Origin of the sequence: Rhodococcus spelaei (assembly GCF_006704125.1) — a bacterium.
Classification (GTDB): Bacteria; Actinomycetota; Actinomycetes; order Mycobacteriales; family Mycobacteriaceae; genus Rhodococcus_G; species Rhodococcus_G spelaei.
On the sequence record NZ_VIGH01000012.1, the window covers coordinates 74,996 to 94,331 of the forward strand.

The window sequence follows — 19,336 nt, forward strand, 5'->3', positions numbered from 1 at the left end:
CCGGTGACGCTCAGCTCGTGATGTCCTTCGCCGAGAACCGTTGCCAGGCACAGACCCCGAACACCGCCGCGCAGGCCAGCGCGGAGAACGAGCCGACCACCACGTCGTGCCAGTCGACGGTGGGGGCCAGGAAACGGGTCCACGCGAACGAGAAGTGGCCCGGCAGGACGTCGCGCCAGTGTCCGAGCGCGGTGATCTGGTCGAGGATCTGCACCAGGATCGACACCATCACCGTCCCGCCGACCGCGCCGAGCGGCGCGTCGGTGAGCACCGACAGCAGCATCGCCAGACCCGCGACCCAGGTGAGGTTCACCGCGATGTAGGTCAGTGCCAACGCCAGCCGTCCGACCGCCTCGCCGTAGCCGAGCGAGTCGCCGAACGGGGTGACCAGCGGACCGGTCCCGTACAGCGCCGTGCCGAGCGCGAGCGCAACCGCGAACAGCAGCAGCAGGGCCAGCACCGACAGCACCGCCGAGACGATCGCCTTCTGCTGCAGCAACCGGCTACGCGGCACCGGAATCGCCAGCAGGTACCGCAGGGACGACCACGAGGCCTCGCTGGCCACCGAGTCGCCGAAGAACAGGGCGACCACCACGATCAGCAGGAACCCGACCGACATGAACAGGCTGAACACCGTGAAGTTCACGCCGCCCCGGGTGCCGAGGTCGATCAGGTCGATTGTTCCCGAGCTCGATCCCGACCCGCCGCCGATCGCGAAGGCCACCGCCAGGATCACCGGCAGCACGGCGAGGAAGCCGAGCGCCAGGTGGGTGCGTCGACGCTTGAACTGCCGAACCAGTTCGGTGCGCAGCGGCAGCGTCCGGCGCGCGTGGTAGCCCGCGGCCCGACCGTCCGTGTACGGCTCCGGTGCCTGCCCGTCCCGTGTGCTCACAAGGTCTCCCGTTCGCGATGGTCCGACACGTGCACGAGTCGAAGGAACACGTCCTCGAGCCGCGTCGACCGCGACAGTCCCCGGACACCGATCCCTGCCTCGACCAGGGTCCGCACCAGGACGGAGGGGTCGAGGTCGCCGAGATCGACTCGTACCGCCGGGTTCTCGTCGCCCTGGACCTGCACCGGCCCGAGCCCGTCGACGGTCGCCAACACGCGCGCGGCGTGCTCGGGGTCGTCGACGTGCAGCTCGGTGGCGCCTTCGGATGAGGTGAGCTCCTCGACCGTGCCCGTCGCGATGACCCGGCCGTGGTTCATGACCACCACGTCGGTGCAGGTCTGCTCGACCTCGGCCAGCAGGTGACTCGAGACGAGCACGGTCCGGCCGGTGCGTGCGTAGTTGACGAGCACCTCCCGCATGGTGCGGATCTGCGGCGGGTCGAGCCCGTTGGTCGGTTCGTCGAGCACCATCAGGTCGGGCAGGCCGAGCATGGCCTGAGCGAGCGCGAGTCGTTGTCGCATGCCTTGGCTGTACGAGCGGACCTTGCGGTGCACCGCGTCGCCGAGGTCGGCGATCTCGAGGGCCTCGTCCATCCGGGCCTCCGCGGCGGGCCTGCCGGTGGCCTCCCAGTACAGCCGCAGGTTGTCGATCCCACTCAGGTGCGGGAGCAGGCCCGACCCCTCGACGAACGAACCGAGACGCGAGAGGACCGGCGCTCCCGGGGTCACGGTGTGCCCGAAGACCCGGATCTCGCCCGCGGTCGGCGTGATCAGCCCCATCAGCATTCGTAGCGTGGTCGTCTTGCCCGCCCCGTTCGGGCCGAGCAGTCCGAGCACCTGGCCACGCCGGACGGTGAAGCTCACCCCGTCGACCGCCCGGAATCCGTTCGTGTAGGTCTTGCGCAGGTCGGAGATGACGAGCGGGACGTCGACGAGGTCCGGGTCCACTTGCGCGACCACGCGTCGTCGCGATCGCACGGTGGTGACGATGACGAGAGCGGCGAGTGCCGCGGCGATGGCGCCGATGCCGACCAGTGGCGCGACCGGAACAGCGCGGCTGGTGGTCTCGGCGGGAACGCTGGGAACGGACAGGGTGGGATCGGCGAGTGCCACCGAGAACTGGGCGGGAGTCAGCGGATTGGCGTACGCCTGGTCGGTAGCCGTCACCACCAGCTCGAGGTGGTGGCTCTCGGAAACCTGGAAGGCGACTCCGGGCAGCGTGACGGTCAGTGGAATCGGTTGTCCCGCAGGTGAGTCCGGCAGGCGGATTGCGGACACCGCGCCGCCGGTCAGGGTGCGTCGACCCTGCGCGCTGACGTCGTAGAGCTTGGCGAACAGCACGCCGTCGCCGGGCGCGGCGAGTGCGGAGACCACGAGCCGTACCGAACTGGTGCCGGTCAGGGTCAGTGGCCTCTCCAGCGGCGCACTGGAGAACCGGGCGGACTGCCCGGGTGGGTCGGCGGCCAGGTCGAGCGCACCACCCGCGGCGCCGCCGAGTCCCGCGACCGTCGAACCGAGCCCGGGGATCGAGGACAGGGCGGCGGGTGAGGCCCCCGGCGGTCGCACCACCGTCTGCGGGTCTCCGATCAGCCCGACCGGGATCCGTGGGGTGGGCGCGTCCGCCGCGACCAGTCCCGGGTAGTCGGCAGCGGTCATCCGGCGGTTCGACGGCTGGCCCTGGTCGGTCGGGGTGCCGGGCAGTGAGAAGTCGAACGTGGCGGCGCCGGTTCCGTCGTGCAGGCGGTCGGACAGGAACGCGGCGACCGCGGCGCGACTGCGGTCGGACTCGCCGCCGGCGTCGTGTCCACCGGCGAACCAGCGGACCTGGACGGGGGTTCCGTTGGCGGCGATCTGACGCGCAGTCGCGTCGGCCTGGTCCAGACCGAAGAGGGTGTCCTGCTGACCCTGGACGAGCAGGGTCGGCGCGGTGATGTGGTCGGCGACGGCGGCGGGGGAGTGCGCGCGTAGCAGGGCGAGCAGTTCCGGTGTGGGTCTGCCGGTTTCGGCAGCGGGGGCGTAGGCCCGGCAGATCTCGGGCGCGAACCGGCCGCAGGGGCCCGCGTTCGGTCCCGGCTCAGTGGGCCCGGTGGCGTCCCCGTTCTCGGAGGCACCGGAAACGCCTGCACCGAAGAAGATTCCGGCCCACCCGCGTTTGAGGACGCCCGGCCCGCCGTAGCCGGCCGCGGCCGGGGTCACCGCGTCCGGGGCCGTCGTCGTGCCGTAGTTCGGGAACAGGGCCTGGCCGAGATCGTTCCAGGTGATCGAGGCGGCGACCGCGTCGATCCGGGGGTCGGTGCCCGCGAGCATCAGTGCCAGTGCGCCGCCGTAGCTTCCGCCCGCGACCCCGACCCGCGGGTCCCCGGGACCGTCCTGCTGGACGTCCGTTCTGGCGGCCAGCCAGTCGACGAGCCCGCGCGCATCCGCGACCTCGCGATCGGGATCGTCGAGTGAGATCTGACCGGTGCTGCGGCCGAATCCGCGGGCGCTGTAGGTGAGTACGACGAACCCGGACTCGGCGAGATCGCGGGCCTGGTCGGACAGCGAGTCCTTGCTGCCGCCGAATCCGTGCGCCAGCAGTACCGCGGGAGCGGGTGTGTGCTCCGGAAGGTACAGCCGGGCATCGATTTTGACCTCGTCGGCACGCCCCGGACCGGCCGGCAGGGTGACCAGCACGTCGGTCGCGCTCACCGCGGGAGGGCTGCGAAGGTTCGAGGTCGTCACCACGGCCAGCGTCGCGAGGAGAATCACCGCCGCGGCAACGGCGATCCACGACGTGATACCGCGGGGCCGACGAAGGTGCATGAGACCCAATGTAGCGAGACACAGCGGATGTGCGTTGTACCGCAATTCCCACTAACCGGATGGCGATCCGGCTAGGGTCATCGCAGCGGCCGGGTGTCGGAGCGTGCTGTATCGGCGCTGCGCATCGGGGACGGCCCGCGCACCACCGCGCCGCGGGCGCGATCGAGATACCGGAGGAATGAATGAGTGCCTACCGCACCATCGTCGTTGGAACCGATGGCTCGGACTCGTCGCTGAAGGCAGTCGACAAGGCTGCGACGCTGGCGTCCGACGCAGGCGCGCAGCTCGTCATCGCCTGTGCCTACTATCCGGCCGACCCCAAGGACATCGAGGCGGCGCAGGATACCCTGCGTGAAGACGCCTACCAGATCACCGGTTCCGCGCCGACGTTCGAGATCCTCCGGACCGCGCGGGAGCGGGCCCAGGCAGCGGGCGCGACGGACATCGTCGAGCGCGCGGTGGTCGGAGCCCCTGTCGACTCGCTGCTCACCCTCATCGACGAGGTCTCGGCAGACCTGCTGGTGATCGGCAACCGCGGTCTGAACACCCTGACCGGTCGACTGCTCGGCTCGGTGCCCTCGGACGCCGCCCGCAAGTCGACCTCCGACGTGCTGATCGTGCACACCGTTCGCTGACGTCACCGAGAAGGCCACGGCCGCGGCGGGTACTCCCGCCGCAGCCGTGGCCTTTTTCGGAAGCTAGTGCACGGGAGTGAGTTTCGCGAGCACTTCGGGAAGTTCCCGGGCGTGCACCACGCCGAGCCGCTGGGTTGCCCGGGTGAGCGCGACGTAGAGGTCGTTCATGCCGCGCGGTGACTCGTCCAGGATTCGTTTCGGTTCCACGATCAGGACCACGTCGAACTCGAGCCCCTTCGCCTCGCGAACCGACAGCACGCTCACCGAGTCCGCCGTCAGGTCGCGGAACTCGTCCACGCCGTCCTCACTGGTGAGCACCGCGACCAGACCGGGCCCCGTCTCGGCGGCGACGCTGGCCCGAACCACGGCCGCGACCTCGTCCTCGGGAACCCGACGCGCCCAGGGCGCGGTGCCGGAGTCGCGGACCGAACGGGGGACGGACTGCGCCGGATCGATCTGCGCCAGCACGTCCTGAGCGACGGCCATGATCTCCGACGGGGTGCGGTAGTTGACGGTGAGTTCGGTCAGCTTCCACCGGCGTGCGACGTACGGTTCGAGCACCGTCTGCCACGACGAACTGCCCGCCGGATCGCCGGTCTGCGCGGTGTCCCCGACCAGCGTCATCCATCGATTAGGGATGCGGCGCATCAACATTCGCCACGCCATCGCGGACAGTTCCTGCGCCTCGTCCACGATCACGTGCCCGTAGGTCCAGGTGCGGTCCGCGGCCGCCCGCTCCGCCGCGGTGAGCCGCTGCCGCAGGTCCTGACGCTGCGCCAACTGGCTGGCGTCGATCAGGTCGTAGGCCATCAGGATCTCGGGGTCCAGTTCGTCCTCGAGGTCCTGCGGCGCGGAGCCGGTGAGGATGTCGAGCGCGCCCTGCGCGTCGGCAATCTGCGCGCGCCATTCACGGGTCGCCCGCTCCCGTTCGGCGGCGTCGTCCACCCCGAGCAGTTCCGCGAGCTCGTCGAGCAGGGGCGCGTCCGCCGCACTGAAACCCGCCACCCCGACGCGGTGCAGGAGTGCGCGCTGCTCGGCGGGTAGGTCACGGGCGGCGGTGTCGAGCCGGGACCGGGACGAGAGCAGGTCGGCCAGCACCTGCTGCGGCGACAGCAGCGGCCACAGGTCGTTGACCGCCGTCATCAGGTCCGGGTCCGAGCGCATCTCGTCGCGGATGTCGGCCACGTCGTCGCGGCTGAACAGGCTCGGGCCGCCGTCGATGCCGGCCCCGAGGGTCGCGACGTACTGGTCGGCGAGCGACTCGATCACCGCGGACACGAAGATCGGTCGCGCGAGGTTGTGCGGTCGCCGCGACGAACGAGCGCGTCCACGGGCCCGGGTGACGGTCTTGCGGTCGAGTGTGACCGTGTACGTGTCGAAGCTGAGCGTCACGGGTTCGGAAGGGACCAGCTGTCGGTCGCGGACGGCCTGCTTGAGGACCTCGACCATGTCGAGCGACCCCTTCACCTTGCCCGTCTCGAGCGAATCCTGGTGCGTCGCGGTCACTCCCGGATACAGGTCGCCGATCGTGGACAGCAGCACACCGGTCTCGCCCAGCGAGGGCAGCACCTGGCCGATGTAGTCGAGGAAGGTCGCGTTCGGCCCGACGATGAGCACGCCGGCCTTCGCGAGCTGCTGGCGGTAGGTGTAGAGCAGGTAGGCCGCACGGTGCAGGGCGACGGCGGTCTTGCCGGTGCCCGGGCCGCCCTGGACCACCATCACCGACTTGTGTTCGGACCGGATGATGGCGTCCTGCTCGGACTGGATGGTCTCGACGATGTCGTTCATCTGGCCGGTCCGGGCCGCGTTGAGCGCGGTCAGCAGCGCGCTCTCGCCGGCGACGCCGCCCGCTCCGTCCACTGCCCCAGCCTGCCGGGCAGCGGCCAGGTCCAGGTACTCGTCTCCGAGGCCGGTGACCTTGCGGCTGCGGGTGCGGATGTGGCGGCGCCGGGTGACGCCTTCCGGTGCGGCGGGCGTGGCCAGGTAGAACGGCCGGGCCAGCGGGGCACGCCAGTCCAGCAGCAGGGTCTCGAAGTCGTTGGCCTCGTCCAGGATGCCGACGCGGCCGATGTAGCGGAGCGGGTCGTCGCCGTCGACCTCGGGATCGAGGTCGATGCGGCCGAAGCACAGGCCGTTCTCGGCGGCGTCGTACTTCGCGATGTCCTCGGTGTACATCTGCGTGAACGACTCACGCTCGCTGCGGGCCTGCGGGGTACCGCCGGTTTGCAGGAGCGCCTTGCTGAGCCGGGTGGACGCGTAGGCACGCAACGCATCCAGTCGGTCGTACAGCATGGACACGTACTGCTGCTCGCTGTCGTGTTCGCCGTGCTGCAGTGCCTCGTCGGGCAAGTGATCTCCTCGGCCGGAAAGGGTGGGAAAAGGGCCAAGGAAGTCTAGTGGGTCCGATCGGGGCACCGCAGAACCGGCAGGTCCGAGTGGGTGCGGAAGGTCGCGTGGCGTGCGGTGCGGTCGGCTACCAGCCGCGCTCCTGCCACTCGGCGAGGAACGGACGCTCGGCGCCGAGCGTGGTGTCCTTGCCGTGCCCGGGATAGATCACGGTGTCGTCCGGGAACCGCTCGAAGATCTTCGTCGTGACGTCCCGGTACAGGGAGTCGAAATGATCCGAGTCGGGGGTCTTGCCGACGCCGCCCGGGAACAGCGAGTCGCCGGTGAACAGGTGCACCGTTCCGCTCGCCGGGTCGGTGAGGGCGAGGGCGATCGAACCCGGGGTGTGACCGGCCAGATGGATGACCTCGAGTGCGAGCGAGCCCACCTCCACCAGGTCGCCGTCCGTGACCGTGCGGTCGGGCGTGACCGGGAGCGTGGCGGCGTCGAGGGCGTGTGCGACGGTCGGCACACCGGTGAGTTGCACCACCTCGGCCAGCGCGAGCCAGTGGTCGGGATGCTGGTGTGTGGTGACGATCGAGGACAGAGTCGGGGCGCCGGCCTCGATCAGTCGGGCCAGCCGGTCCGCCTCGTTCGCGGCGTCGATGAGCAGAGCGTCGCCGGTCGCGGAACACACCACCAGGTAGGCGTTGTTGTCCATGGGGCCGACCGAGATCTTGGTGATCGTGGCACCGGCGATGGTGCGGCGTTGCGGGTCCGAACCCGGAGCCAGCTCGCCGGTGTAGTTGTCGTCGATTGTCATCTGCTGCCCGTCCATGTCGGGGACGCTACCGTCCGAAGCGTGACCGTGACGGGTCGGACGAGGCGAAGCGTGTCGGAGCGTCGGCCTACCATGTGCAACGGCTGCGGACTCATGCGTGCAACCAGTGCACATGCACCGGACCAGGGAAGAAGGGACATCGAGTGGCGGACCGCCTGATCGTGCGAGGAGCGCGTGAGCACAACCTTCGGGGCATCGACATCGACCTGCCGCGGGACAGCCTCATCGTCTTCACCGGGTTGTCGGGATCCGGCAAGTCGTCGCTCGCGTTCGACACCATCTTCGCGGAGGGGCAGCGGCGCTACGTCGAGTCACTGTCGGCCTACGCCCGGCAGTTCCTCGGACAGATGGACAAGCCCGACGTCGACTTCATCGAGGGGCTCTCGCCGGCGGTGTCGATCGACCAGAAGTCGACCAACCGAAACCCCCGCTCGACCGTCGGCACCATCACCGAGGTGTACGACTACCTGCGCCTGCTGTACGCGCGCGCCGGAACACCGCACTGCCCGGTCTGTGGCGAGCAGATCGCCAAGCAGAGTCCGCAGCAGATCGTCGACCAGGTCCTCGCGATGGAGGAGGGCACCCGCTTCCAGGTGCTCGCCCCGGTGGTCCGCACCCGTAAGGGCGAGTTCGTCGACCTGTTCGAGCAGCTGAACACGCAGGGCTATGCCCGTGTGCGCGTGGACGGGGTGGTGCACCAACTCACCGACCCGCCGAAGCTCAAGAAGCAGGAGAAGCACGACATCGAGGTCGTGGTCGACCGCCTCACGGTGAAGGCGAGTTCGAAGCAGCGGCTCACCGATTCGGTGGAGACTGCGCTGCGGCTGGCGGACGGCATCGTGGTACTCGACTTCGTGGACCGCGAGGAGAACGCCTCCGACCGCGAGCGGCGGTTCTCCGAGTCGCTGGCCTGCCCGAACGGGCACGCGCTGGCGATCGACGACCTCGAGCCGCGCTCGTTCTCCTTCAACTCCCCGTACGGCGCCTGCCCGGAGTGCACCGGACTCGGCATCCGCAAGGAGGTCGACCCGGACCTGGTGGTCCCGGACCCGGAACTGAGCCTCGAGGAGGGCGCGATCGCCCCGTGGTCCATGGGGCAGACCTCGGAGTACTTCGGTCGACTGCTGTCCGGCCTCGCCGACGCGATGGGCTTCGACATCGCGACGCCGTGGAACAAGCTGCCCGCCAAGGCCCGCAAGGCGGTCCTCGAGGGCAGCGAGCATCAGGTTCATGTCAAGTACAAGAACCGGTACGGGCGCACCCGCTCGTACTACGCCGAGTTCGAGGGCGTGATGCCCTTCCTGCATCGCAGGCTCGAACAGACCGAGTCCGAGCAGATGAAGGAACGCTACGACGGGTACATGCGCGACGTGCCCTGCCCCGCATGCGACGGCGCCCGGCTGCGGCCCGAGATCCTCTCGGTCACCATCGCGGCGGGTGAGTACGGCAAGAAGTCGATCGCCGACGTCGCCGACCTGTCGATCTCGGAGTGCGCGGACTTCCTGAACAGCCTCACCCTCGGTGCTCGTGAGGAGGCCATCGCCGGCCAGGTACTCAAGGAGGTCCAGGCACGGCTCGGCTTCCTGCTCGACGTCGGTCTGGAGTACCTGTCGCTGGCCCGTGCGGCAGGAACCCTGTCCGGCGGGGAGGCGCAGCGCATCCGGTTGGCCACCCAGATCGGCTCCGGACTCGTCGGGGTGCTCTACGTCCTGGACGAGCCGTCGATCGGATTGCACCAGCGCGACAACCGGCGCCTGATCGAGACCCTCACCCGACTGCGTGACCTCGGCAATACGTTGATCGTGGTCGAACACGACGAGGACACCATCCGTACCTCCGACTGGGTGGTCGACATCGGTCCGCTGGCCGGCGAGCACGGCGGCAAGGTCGTGCACAGCGGTCCGTACCAGGAACTGCTGACGTGCGAGGAATCCCTCACCGGCGCTTACCTTTCCGGACGGTCGAGCATTCCGGTGCCCGCGATCCGCCGCCCGGTGGACAAGAAGCGTCAGGTCACGGTCGTCGGTGCGAAGGAGCACAACCTCAAGGACATCGACGTGAGCTTCCCCCTCGGCGTGCTCACGTCGGTGACAGGTGTCTCCGGGTCCGGCAAGTCGACGCTCGTCAACGACATCCTGGCGACGGTGATGGCGAACAAGCTCAACGGTGCTCGGCAGGTGCCCGGCAGGCACACACGGGTCAACGGACTCGACCAGTTGGACAAGCTGGTCCAGGTGGACCAGTCACCGATCGGTCGCACCCCGCGGTCGAACGCCGCGACATACACCGGCGTCTTCGACAAGATCCGCACGCTGTTCGCCTCGACCACCGAGGCGAAGGTCCGCGGCTACCAGCCGGGCCGGTTCTCCTTCAACGTCAAGGGCGGTCGCTGCGAGGCCTGCTCCGGCGACGGCACGCTCAAGATCGAGATGAACTTCCTGCCCGACGTCTACGTGCCGTGCGAGGTCTGCCACGGCGCTCGGTACAACCGGGAAACCCTCGAGGTGCACTACAAGGGCAAGACCATCGCCGAGGTGCTCGACATGTCGATCGAGGAGGCCGCGGAGTTCTTCGAGGCGATCACCTCGATTCACCGGTACCTGAAGACCCTCGTCGAGGTCGGTCTCGGGTACGTCCGACTCGGCCAGCCGGCGCCGACGCTGTCGGGCGGCGAGGCGCAGCGGGTCAAGTTGGCCGCGGAACTGCAGAAGCGCTCCACCGGTCGCACGGTCTACGTGCTGGACGAGCCGACCACCGGCCTGCACTTCGAGGACATCCGCAAGCTGCTCGGCGTGGTGAACGGTCTCGTCGAGAAGGGCAACACGGTCATCGTCATCGAGCACAACCTGGACGTGATCAAGACGTCGGACTGGGTGGTCGACATGGGTCCCGAGGGCGGTTCCGGGGGTGGCACCGTGGTGGCCGACGGCACTCCCGAGGACATCGCCGCGGCACCGGCGAGCTACACGGGACGGTTCCTGAAGGAGGTTCTGGCCGCCGCGACGGCCACGGGAGCCAACGGTTCGGGCGAGAAGCCCGCACCGAAGCGCAAGCGTGCCCCGCGGAAGGCCGCTGCGACGGTCTGACCTGGTGTGAATGCAGTGATGGCCGGGATCGCTGTCGCGATCCCGGCCATCACTTGTCCATGATCAGACGGTGGTCTTGGTGCCCGTTCCGGTGCCGGTGCCGGCGCCCGGGACGGAGGAAGAGCCGCTGCCGAGCATCGAGTTGATGATGTTGGCGAGCGACGCGAACAGGCTGTTGATATCGCCGGGAGCGGGCATGTTTGTCTCCTTGGTAGTTGATGTACGTGGCAAGCCGGAGCGCCGAGGCGCGCCGATGGCCGGAAGACGGAATCGAGCTGTTGCCACGCCCTCGCTGGCATGCGAGTGTCCGACGGCGGCAGGACGAAAGATCCCCCGATCGCAGTGACTTCCCCCGTGTCGATTCCCGTGCTGCACCCCGGGTTTCGATCACGGTGTGGTGCCAATCACTGCATCCGCGGTCCTTTGTACACGAGCGGTCAGGTTGGACGTCCAGTATTCGCACGCCTATTTCCGCGAGAGCGGGTGACCTGAGTCACATGTCCGAGTCGGTGTCTGCCCAGGCGCGCCAGGGAGTCGGCGTGCTCCCTCGAAGTCCAGGCTCAGGTACATCGTCAGTGCCGCGGCGCGCGGCGAGAACCCGATCAGGGCGGTGTTGCCCTCGTGGCCGCGGGGCCGGTGACCGCCGCCCGGCCGGTGTGTCGGTCCGGGTCAGTGGACGGGGCCGGTGTACTTCTCGCCCGGGCCCTTGCCCGGCTCGTCCGGGTAGGAGGAGGCCTCCCGGAACGCGCGCTGCAGCGCCTGCAGTCCCTCGCGGATCGGTCCGGCGTGCGGGCCCAGGTACTCGACCGATGCGGTGACGAGACCGGCGAGGGCGGTGATCACCCGGCGGGCCTCGTCGAGGTCGAGGTGCGCACTCTCTTCGGGGTTGGGATCGGACAGTCCGAGCTTCTCGGCGGCGGAGCTCATCAGCATCACCGCTGCGCGACTGATGACCTCGACCGCCGGAACCTCGGCCAGCTCGCGAACGTCACCCGTGTGTGGTTCCTCTGTCATGGCTGCTAGACTTTCACAGACGACCGCCCCTGACGACGTCGGGGGCAGCAAGTGGAGTCCGACTCCCACCGCTGTTCGGCGCAGTATATTCGCTGGTCAACGGTTCCGGTCGCCGGGTTCGACGTCGCGTTCGCGCGGCTGGCCCGGCTCCCTCCGATGGAGGGGGATGCTGGTTGTGGCCCGTCCTCTCGAGAGTTCGTTTCTCGGGACACGGTCGCGGCATGCATCGGATCGGTCGACATCGGACCCCGCATGGTGACTCACCGGCGGGGTTCTTTTGTTGGGGTACGGGCAGACGGGCTGCCGGCGGTCACGAAGACCACGCCGCTCAACCTAGGAGGCCCCATCAGCACTGAGACCCGCATCAACGACCGCATTCGCGTACCCGAGGTCCGACTTGTCGGACCTGGTGGTGAGCAGGTGGGGATCGTGCGTGTTGAAGATGCACTCCGCTTGGCCCTCGAGGCCGATCTCGACCTGGTCGAGGTGGCGCCCGACGCCCGTCCGCCGGTGTGCAAGATCATGGACTACGGCAAGTTCAAGTACGAGGCCGCGCAGAAGGCGCGCGAATCGCGCAAGAACCAGCAGTTGACCGTCATCAAGGAGCAGAAGCTCCGGCCGAAGATCGACGACCACGACTACGAGACCAAGAAGCGCAACGTAGTTCGCTTCCTCGAAGCCGGGTCCAAGGTCAAGGTCACGATCATGTTCCGTGGACGCGAGCAGTCCCGCCCCGAGCTGGGCTTCCGTCTGCTGCAGCGCCTCGGCGCCGATGTCGCCGATCTGGGCTTCATCGAGACCTCGGCGAAGCAGGACGGCCGCAACATGACGATGGTGCTCGCCCCCCACAAGGGTGCGAAGACCCGCGTCAAGGCGCAGGAGAGCGCGCAGGCGCCGGTGCCGGTGGTTCCGCGGCCGGCCTCGGCTCCCGCCCCCGAGGCGCCCGCCGCCCCGGCTCCGGCCGAGGGTGACGCGCCCCAGGCGCCGACCAGCTAGTCAGACCATTTCGACCGAACGCAGTACCGAAGAAACACAGAACTGAGGACTCCATGCCCAAGATGAAGACGCACAGCGGCACCGCGAAGCGATTCAAGGTGTCCGGCAGCGGGAAGATCCTGCGCCAGAAGGCCGGCCGTCGCCACCTGCTCGAGCACAAGGCCACGAAGGTCACCCGCCGCCTCGACGGCGTTGCCGTTGTCGCCAAGTCGGACGTCCCCCGCATCAAGCGCCTGCTCGGCATCTGATTCGTTGACCTGCACTATTTGACCAACCAGGGGTGCCGCTCGCACCCCGAGATCGACAGGATTTCCCAGTGGCACGCGTAAAAAGGGCGGTCAACGCCCAGAAGAAGCGCCGTTCTATCCTCGAGGCGTCCAGCGGCTACCGCGGGCAGCGCTCGCGGCTGTACCGCAAGGCCAAGGAGCAGCAGCTCCACTCGCTGACCTACGCCTACCGCGACCGCCGTGCGCGCAAGGGTGACTTCCGCAAGCTGTGGATCTCGCGTATCAACGCCGCAGCGCGCGCGAACGACATGACCTACAACCGCTTCATCCAGGGCCTGAACCTGGCGGGCGTCGAGGTCGACCGCAAGATCCTCGCCGAGCTCGCTGTCTCCGACGCCGAGGCGTTCGCCGGCCTGGTCGCCGTCGCGAAGGCCGCGTTGCCGGCCGACGTGAACGCTCCTGCCGGGGACGCGGCCTGAGCAAGTTGTTCCAGGAACGACCCGTGGACCCGTTCACCGAGCGGACGCCACGGGTCGTTTCTGCTGTCAAGCTGCTGCGCGGCGCCGAGCGCCGGAAGACCGGCAAGTTCCTGGCCGAGGGTGCGAACTCGGTGACCGAAGCGCTCGCGACCGGCCGTGTCGACGAGCTCTTCGTCACGGAGGATGCAGCCCTGCGGCACCAGGACCTCGTCGACAGTGCGGTCTCGTCGGGCGTGCGCGTCTCGCCGATCACCGAACGGGCGGCCAAGGCGCTCGGCGACACGGTCACCCCGCCCGGACTGGTCGCGGTCTGCGGGCTGCTCGACGTCCCGCTCGAGGCGGCGCTCGGCGACTCGCCGTCCCTGCTCGCGGTTCCCGTGGCGGTGTCCGAGCCAGGCAACGCCGGCACGGTGATCCGGGTCGCGGACGCGGTCGGTGCGGACGCGGCGATCCTGGCGGGCGACAGCGTCGACCCGCACAACGGCAAGTGCGTCCGCGCGTCCGCGGGCAGCCTGTTCCACCTCCCGATCGCGCGCGAACGGAACGTGGACCTGGTGCTCGCGGCCATCGCCGCGGCCGGCGTGCAGGTGCTGGCGACCGCCGCGGACGGCGAGGTCGACCTCGACGACGCGGACGAGTTGCTGGCCCGCCCGACCGCCTGGCTGTTCGGCAACGAGGCGCACGGACTGGACCCGGCGATCGCACGGCGAGCCGACCACCGGGTGCGCATTCCCATCCACGGCCGCGCGGAGAGCCTGAACCTGGCCACCGCGGCGGCGATCTGTCTGTACTCCAGCTCGCGGGTGCAGCATCGACGCCCGGGGCCGACAACCTAGAATTCGTTGCGAACCCGCGACACCCGATCACCGACGAGGAGTTTCACAAGCCGTGGCTAAGAACGAGGGCGACAGTTCAGCGACCATCGACGCCGCGACACAGAACGATGGGGCACTCTCCGAGGTGGCCCTCGCAGCTGTGGCCGCGGCTGCTGAGCAGGCGTTCGCCGCCGCCACGGACCTGGACGCGCTCGCGAAGGCGAAGACCGACCACCTCGGCGACAAGGCCCCGCTCTCGTTGGTTCGGCGTGCGCTCGGTTCGCTGCCGGGCAAGGAGAAGGCCGACGCCGGCAAGCGGGTGAACGCCGCCCGCACCCGGGCCACGACCGCGTTCGACGCCCGACGTGAGGTGCTGTTGGCCGAGCGGGATGCCGAGGTGCTCGTCGCCGAGTCCATCGATGTGACGCTGCCTGCAGGCCGGCGTCCGTCGGGGGCGCGGCACCCGATCACGATCATCTCCGAGCAGGTCAGCGACGTGTTCGTCGCGATGGGCTGGGAGGTGGCCGAGGGGCCCGAGGTCGAGACCGAACACTTCAACTTCGACGCGCTCAACTTCCTGCCCGACCATCCCGCGAGGACGATGCAGGACACCTTCCACATCGCGCCGGAGGGTTCGCGGCAGGTGCTGCGCACGCACACCTCCCCAGTGCAGGTGCGCACGATGCTCTCCCGTGAGGTCCCGATCTACGTGGTGTGCCCGGGGCGCACCTTCCGGACCGACGAACTCGACTCCACCCACACTCCGGTGTTCTCCCAGATCGAGGGCCTCGCCGTGGACAAGGGCCTGACGATGGCGAACCTGCGTGGCACCCTCGACGCTTTCGCGCGCGCGCTGTTCGGCCCCGACACCCGGACCCGGATGCGCCCCAACTACTTCCCGTTCACCGAGCCGTCCGCCGAGGTGGACGTGTGGTTCCCCGGCAAGAAGGGTGGCGCGGGCTGGGTCGAGTGGGGCGGTTGCGGCATGGTCAACCCGAACGTGTTGCGTGCCAGCGGAATCGACCCGGACGAGTACACCGGGTTCGCGTTCGGCATGGGTCTCGAGCGGACCCTGCAGTTCCGCAACGGCATCCCCGACATGCGCGACATCGTCGAGGGCGACGTGCGGTTCACGTTGCCCTTCGGTGTGCAGGCGTAGGTCACAGGCAGAACATTCAGAGCGAGAGAGCTGAGAAGACGTGCGAGTAGCGCAATCGTGGCTGACCGAGATCCTGCAGCGGGCGACCCCGGAATGGCAGGTGAGCGCCGAGGAGTTGGACGCGGGCTTCGTCAGGGTCGGCCTCGAGGTCGAAGAGGTCGACGTCCTGCACACCGTGCCGGGACCCCTGGTGGTCGGCAGGGTCGTGTCGATCACCGAGCTCACCGAGTTCAAGAAGCCGATCCGCATGTGCCAGGTCGACGTGGGGGAGGACGAGCCCCGCGGGATCGTGTGCGGCGCACGCAACTTCGCCGAGGGTGACCTGGTCGTCGCGGCGCTACCCGGCGCGGTGCTGCCCGGCGACTTCAAGATCGCCGCGCGCAAGACCTACGGCCAGGTGTCCGACGGCATGATCTGCTCGGTCGCCGAACTGGGCATCGGCAAGGACCACTCCGGCATCCTGGTGCTCGAGCCGGGCACCGCGGAGCCCGGCACCGACGCGAACGAGCTGCTGGGCCTCGGGGACACCATCATCGAGCTGAACATCACCCCCGACCGCGGCTACTGCTTCTCGGTGCGCGGCCTCACCCGCGAGCTGGCCTGCGGATTCGACCTCGAGTTCGCCGACCCGGCGGTCCTGCCCGCGCACGGAGCGAACGGTGAGGCCTGGCCGTTGCAGGTGCAGCCCGAGTCCGGCTGCCCGCGTTTCGCGCTGCGCCGCGTCACCGGCGTGAACCCGTCGGCGGTGACGCCCTGGTGGATGCAGCGACGCCTGCTGCTCTCCGGGGTGCGGCCGATCTCGCCGGCCGTCGACGTCACCAACTACGTCATGCTCGAGCTCGGCCAGCCGCTGCACGCGTTCGACGCGGCCAAGGTCAGCGGTGGCTTGGTGGTGCGCCGCGCGAGCGCGGGCGAGAAGCTGACCACCCTCGACGACGTCGAGCGCACACTCGACGCCGAGGACGTGGTGATCTGCGACGACTCCGGCGTCATCTCCCTCGCCGGCGTGATGGGCGGGGCCAGCACCGAGGTCGGCTCCGACACCACCGACGTCCTGCTCGAGGCCGCGATCTGGAACCCGCTCGCGGTGTTCCGGACCTCGCGACGCCACAAGCTGATCAGCGAGGCGAGCAAGCGCTACGAGCGCGTCGTGGACCCGGCGCTGCCCGCTGCCGCACTCGACCGTGCCGCGGGACTGCTCGCCGAGATCACCGGTGGCACCGTCGAACCCGTGCTGACCGACCTCGGGTCGGTCGCGGCGGCGGACGATGTCCGGATGGACATCGACCTTCCGGACCGGGTCGCGGGCGTCAGTTACCCCAACGGCGCAGCGGCCCGGCGGCTCACCCAGATCGGGTGCGGCGTCGACGTGGCCGTCAGCGACACCGGCCACGGCCAGCTCGTCGTCTCGCCGCCGACCTGGCGGCCCGACCTGACGCAGCCCGCCGACCTGGTCGAGGAGGTGCTGCGTTTGGAGGGACTCGAGCAGATTCCGTCCGTGCTGCCCGCAGCCCCCGCCGGCCGTGGCCTGACCCCGCAGCAGCGCCGCCGCCGCGCAGTGGGCAAGGCGCTCGCGTTCGACGGCTACGTCGAGGTGCTGCCCACGGTGTTCCTGCCTGCGGGGGTGTTCGACTCCTGGGGGCTCGCGGCCGACGACCCGCGCCGCAACACCAGCAAGGTGCTCAACCCGCTCGAGTCGGACCGTCCGGAACTGGCCACCACGCTGCTGCCGGGACTGTTGGAGATCTTGTCCCGCAACACCTCCCGCGGCCAGCGTGACCTCGCGCTGTTCGGCATCGCGCAGGTCGTGCAGCCCGGCCCGGACACCAAGCCGGTGCAGGCGCTTCCGGTGGACCGTCGGCCCACCGACGAGCAGATCGACGACCTGCTGCGGTCGCTGCCGGCGCAGCCGGTGCACGTCGGTGCGGTGCTGACCGGTCAGCGCGAGCCGAGCGGTCCCTGGGGTGGCGGTCGCGCCGCTGACGCCACCGATGCCTTCGCGGCCGCGCAGACCGTCGCGGCGGCCGCCGGGGTGGTGCTCGAGCGTCGCGCGGCGCAGTACCTGCCGTGGCACCCGGGCCGGTGTGCCGAGCTGCTCGTCGACGGCGTCGTGGTCGGGCATGCGGGCGAGTTGCATCCGGCGGTGCTCGAACGCGCCGGTCTGCCGCCGCGGACCTGCGCGCTGGAACTCGACCTGTCGGGCCTGCCGGTCGCCGAGTCGCTGCCCGCGCCGCGGGTCTCGCCGTTCCCGGCGGTGCTGCAGGACGTGGCCGTCGTGGTCGAGGCGACGGTGCCCGCGGCTGCCGTCGAGTCGGCGTTGCGCGCCGGCGGCGGCGAGCTGCTCGAGGACATCCGACTGTTCGACGTCTTCGAGGGTGAGCAGGTCGGTGCGGGGCGCAAGTCGCTGGCGTTCGCGCTGCGCTTCCGGGCCGGCGACCGCACCCTCACCGAGGACGAGGCCAGCGCCGCCCGCGACGCAGCGGTCGCCGCTGCGTCCGCGGCGGTCGGAGCACAGCTGCGCGGCTGATCCCTCTCTCGACGGTTCCCCGATGTCACATTGGTTCCCCACGTGGGCATCAGTGTGACATCGGGGAACTCGTCGCTGTGGGGTGGACGGCCGCCGCGACGTAGCCTGGGGTCACCGGCCCGAAGGAGTGACGCGCGATGACCGACAGCCCACAGTCCGTACCGTCGCAACAGCCCGATCCGTCGCAACAGCCCGATCCGTCGCAACAGCCCGATCCCGACGAGCATGTGATCGACGCGACCGTCGTACCCGAACCACCCGCCCCGACCGGCGCTGCGTCCGGTGGGGTCGCCGTCCCACCGCCCGACTACACCGAGTCCGGCGTGCCGACGTTCGAGTCGGTACGCGACAAGATCGAGAAGCGGGCGGGCACCGCCACCGGCGCCGCCGAACTCGACGCGGACTCCGCGGCCGGCCGGACGCTGGAGGAGCAGTGGGAGGACCGCCAGGAGGCGGCCCGGCGCAAGCTCGACGAGATCCGGAAGTCGATGGGCCGCTAGCGGTTTCGGTCCGTCAGCCACCTGCCCGGACGTCGCCGCACAGGATTGGTGCGAACAGCAGGGTGGGGGAGTTGTCGTTGCCCATGATCTGACTCGACGAGCCCATGTGCACGTTGACGTACCAGCCGGCGGCCGGCGGCGCGGACTGCACGTCGTCGATCGTGGTGGTCGAGGTCGCGTTGCCCATGTCGTCGGACTGCAGGTCGGGCAGCGAGTAGACCACCGGACCCTGGGCGTCGCAGCTGCCGGCGTGGATGTGCGCGGCGTGGGCGCTGTTCGGCGGTAGACCGCTGGCTCGGACCTCCGCGTGGACGGTGTGCGTCGCCGCGTCGTAGCCGATGTTCGCGGTGCCGTTGGGGGAGTTCCCGTGTTGCGGGGGCACTTGCAGGTGCACGACGACCGGACCGGCCGCGGGGGTTCCCGAGGGAATGTCGGCGCAGGCGATCGGGGTGAAGCTGACGTCGGTCGGCGAGCCGAGTTGCGCGTTCGGCGCCAGGTGGATGTTCAGGTACGAATGCGGGGGGATGCCGGCGGGAACCTTCCCGCTGACCGCCGTCTGCAGGACGTTGCCGCCCGCGCCCGCCGTGAGGTCGGGGAACGGGATGGACGGCGGCCCGCTCTGGTCCGCGCAGGTACCCGGATGGATGTGCATCGCGTGACTGCTGCCGGGAGTGAAGCCGTGGGCCTGGACCTGCACGGTGACCAGCGAGGTGTTCGAGTCCCAGGTCAGCGTCGCGTTGCCGGAGGGCATCTCCGAGAGGGCGATCGAGGCGGGTCCGGGCAGCGTCGCACCCGTCGGCGGCGGGGAGGCCGACTCGGAGGACGGGGGCGAGGAACTCGAACACCCGGCCACGACGAGCGCCGCACCGGCGAGACACGCGACTGCTGCCTGACGGCGATTCCAGCGAAGCATGGGCGACGACCCCCTCGACGGTGGGCGTGACGGCTGCGTGCGTCCGACGCTAGGCGCACGTCGGAAGCGCTGTCAACGAGGCCCGCGCCCGAGACGGGCTGTCAACCAGGTCTTGCAGGCGTAGCG

At 69.6% G+C, this 19,336-nt stretch carries 16 protein-coding genes; 9 read left to right on the top strand and 7 right to left on the bottom strand.

From position 1 onward, the window contains the following. Positions 1-10 precede the first annotated feature (10 nt). Complete coding sequence (locus FK531_RS21590) at positions 11-892, bottom strand: ABC transporter permease (protein WP_142103159.1); 882 nt, start codon at positions 890-892, stop codon at positions 11-13. Continuing rightward, positions 889-3,693, bottom strand: a complete 2,805-nt coding sequence (locus FK531_RS21595) for an alpha/beta fold hydrolase (protein ID WP_142103161.1) — start codon at positions 3,691-3,693, stop codon at positions 889-891. The genes FK531_RS21590 and FK531_RS21595 overlap by 4 nt, the downstream gene beginning before the upstream one ends. Positions 3,694-3,875: 182 nt before the next feature. On the opposite strand from FK531_RS21595, the gene FK531_RS21600 reads away from it, so the two are divergent. After that, positions 3,876-4,328: a universal stress protein gene (locus FK531_RS21600; protein ID WP_142103163.1), complete on the top strand. Its 453-nt coding sequence runs from the start codon at positions 3,876-3,878 to the stop codon at positions 4,326-4,328. Positions 4,329-4,391: 63 nt separating this feature from the next. Here the strand turns inward: FK531_RS21600 and FK531_RS21605 are convergent, their stop codons facing one another. Beyond that, positions 4,392-6,677: a HelD family protein gene (locus FK531_RS21605; protein WP_435531085.1), complete on the bottom strand. Its 2,286-nt coding sequence runs from the start codon at positions 6,675-6,677 to the stop codon at positions 4,392-4,394. 124 nt (positions 6,678-6,801) lie between these two features. Next, entirely contained in the window at positions 6,802-7,491 is a 690-nt protein-coding gene (locus FK531_RS21610; protein ID WP_142103165.1) for an MBL fold metallo-hydrolase, read from the bottom strand. A 146-nt stretch (positions 7,492-7,637) separates the two neighbouring features. On the opposite strand from FK531_RS21610, the gene uvrA reads away from it, so the two are divergent. Beyond that, the gene (gene uvrA / locus FK531_RS21615; RefSeq protein ID WP_142103167.1) at positions 7,638-10,580 is read left to right on the top strand and encodes an excinuclease ABC subunit UvrA; all 2,943 of its coding nucleotides are present in this window, start codon (positions 7,638-7,640) and stop codon (positions 10,578-10,580) included. A 63-nt stretch (positions 10,581-10,643) separates the two neighbouring features. On the opposite strand, the gene FK531_RS22920 is transcribed toward uvrA, so the two are convergent. Together FK531_RS22920 and FK531_RS21625 are read right to left on the bottom strand one after the other, a co-directional pair. Next, positions 10,644-10,778, bottom strand: coding sequence for a hypothetical protein (locus FK531_RS22920; RefSeq protein WP_290367644.1), 135 nt, complete (start codon positions 10,776-10,778; stop codon positions 10,644-10,646). A 471-nt stretch (positions 10,779-11,249) separates the two neighbouring features. Further along, on the bottom strand, positions 11,250-11,594 hold the full coding sequence (locus FK531_RS21625) for a DUF1844 domain-containing protein (RefSeq protein WP_142103169.1): 345 nt from the start codon (positions 11,592-11,594) through the stop codon (positions 11,250-11,252). A gap of 252 nt (positions 11,595-11,846) precedes the next feature. On the opposite strand from FK531_RS21625, the gene infC reads away from it, so the two are divergent. The 7 genes from infC to FK531_RS21660 all read left to right on the top strand — a co-directional run bounded on the left by infC (position 11,847) and on the right by FK531_RS21660 (position 18,297). Continuing rightward, entirely contained in the window at positions 11,847-12,590 is a 744-nt protein-coding gene (infC, locus tag FK531_RS21630) for a translation initiation factor IF-3 (RefSeq protein ID WP_246098316.1), read from the top strand. 53 nt (positions 12,591-12,643) lie between these two features. Continuing rightward, positions 12,644-12,838: a 50S ribosomal protein L35 gene (gene rpmI, locus FK531_RS21635; protein ID WP_142103171.1), complete on the top strand. Its 195-nt coding sequence runs from the start codon at positions 12,644-12,646 to the stop codon at positions 12,836-12,838. A 68-nt stretch (positions 12,839-12,906) separates the two neighbouring features. Continuing rightward, positions 12,907-13,296, top strand: coding sequence for a 50S ribosomal protein L20 (gene rplT / locus FK531_RS21640; protein WP_142103174.1), 390 nt, complete (start codon positions 12,907-12,909; stop codon positions 13,294-13,296). Between the two features lie 23 nt (positions 13,297-13,319). After that, entirely contained in the window at positions 13,320-14,132 is an 813-nt protein-coding gene (locus FK531_RS21645) for a TrmH family RNA methyltransferase (RefSeq protein WP_142103176.1), read from the top strand. A gap of 52 nt (positions 14,133-14,184) precedes the next feature. Next, complete coding sequence (gene pheS / locus FK531_RS21650) at positions 14,185-15,270, top strand: phenylalanine--tRNA ligase subunit alpha (protein ID WP_142103178.1); 1,086 nt, start codon at positions 14,185-14,187, stop codon at positions 15,268-15,270. A 40-nt stretch (positions 15,271-15,310) separates the two neighbouring features. Beyond that, a complete protein-coding gene (gene pheT / locus FK531_RS21655) occupies positions 15,311-17,797 on the top strand; it encodes a phenylalanine--tRNA ligase subunit beta (RefSeq protein ID WP_142103180.1) in 2,487 nt (828 codons plus the stop codon). Between the two features lie 137 nt (positions 17,798-17,934). Beyond that, the gene (locus tag FK531_RS21660; RefSeq protein ID WP_246098312.1) at positions 17,935-18,297 is read left to right on the top strand and encodes a PspA domain-containing protein; all 363 of its coding nucleotides are present in this window, start codon (positions 17,935-17,937) and stop codon (positions 18,295-18,297) included. A 13-nt stretch (positions 18,298-18,310) separates the two neighbouring features. Here the strand turns inward: FK531_RS21660 and FK531_RS21665 are convergent, their stop codons facing one another. Further along, positions 18,311-19,210, bottom strand: coding sequence for a CHRD domain-containing protein (locus FK531_RS21665; protein WP_142103181.1), 900 nt, complete (start codon positions 19,208-19,210; stop codon positions 18,311-18,313). Positions 19,211-19,336: the final 126 nt, after the last annotated feature.

Coding starts and splice junctions, on each gene's coding strand:
- infC (WP_246098316.1), top strand. CDS start 11,847: ATGGTGACTCACCGGCGGGGTTCTTTTGTTGGGGTACGGGCAGACGGG.
- FK531_RS21660 (WP_246098312.1), top strand. CDS start 17,935: ATGACCGACAGCCCACAGTCCGTACCGTCGCAACAGCCCGATCCGTCG.
- FK531_RS21595 (WP_142103161.1), bottom strand. CDS start 3,693: ATGCACCTTCGTCGGCCCCGCGGTATCACGTCGTGGATCGCCGTTGCC.
- FK531_RS22920 (WP_290367644.1), bottom strand. CDS start 10,778: ATGCCCGCTCCCGGCGATATCAACAGCCTGTTCGCGTCGCTCGCCAAC.
- FK531_RS21610 (WP_142103165.1), bottom strand. CDS start 7,491: ATGGACGGGCAGCAGATGACAATCGACGACAACTACACCGGCGAGCTG.
- FK531_RS21600 (WP_142103163.1), top strand. CDS start 3,876: ATGAGTGCCTACCGCACCATCGTCGTTGGAACCGATGGCTCGGACTCG.
- FK531_RS21665 (WP_142103181.1), bottom strand. CDS start 19,210: ATGCTTCGCTGGAATCGCCGTCAGGCAGCAGTCGCGTGTCTCGCCGGT.
- rpmI (WP_142103171.1), top strand. CDS start 12,644: ATGCCCAAGATGAAGACGCACAGCGGCACCGCGAAGCGATTCAAGGTG.
- FK531_RS21625 (WP_142103169.1), bottom strand. CDS start 11,594: ATGACAGAGGAACCACACACGGGTGACGTTCGCGAGCTGGCCGAGGTT.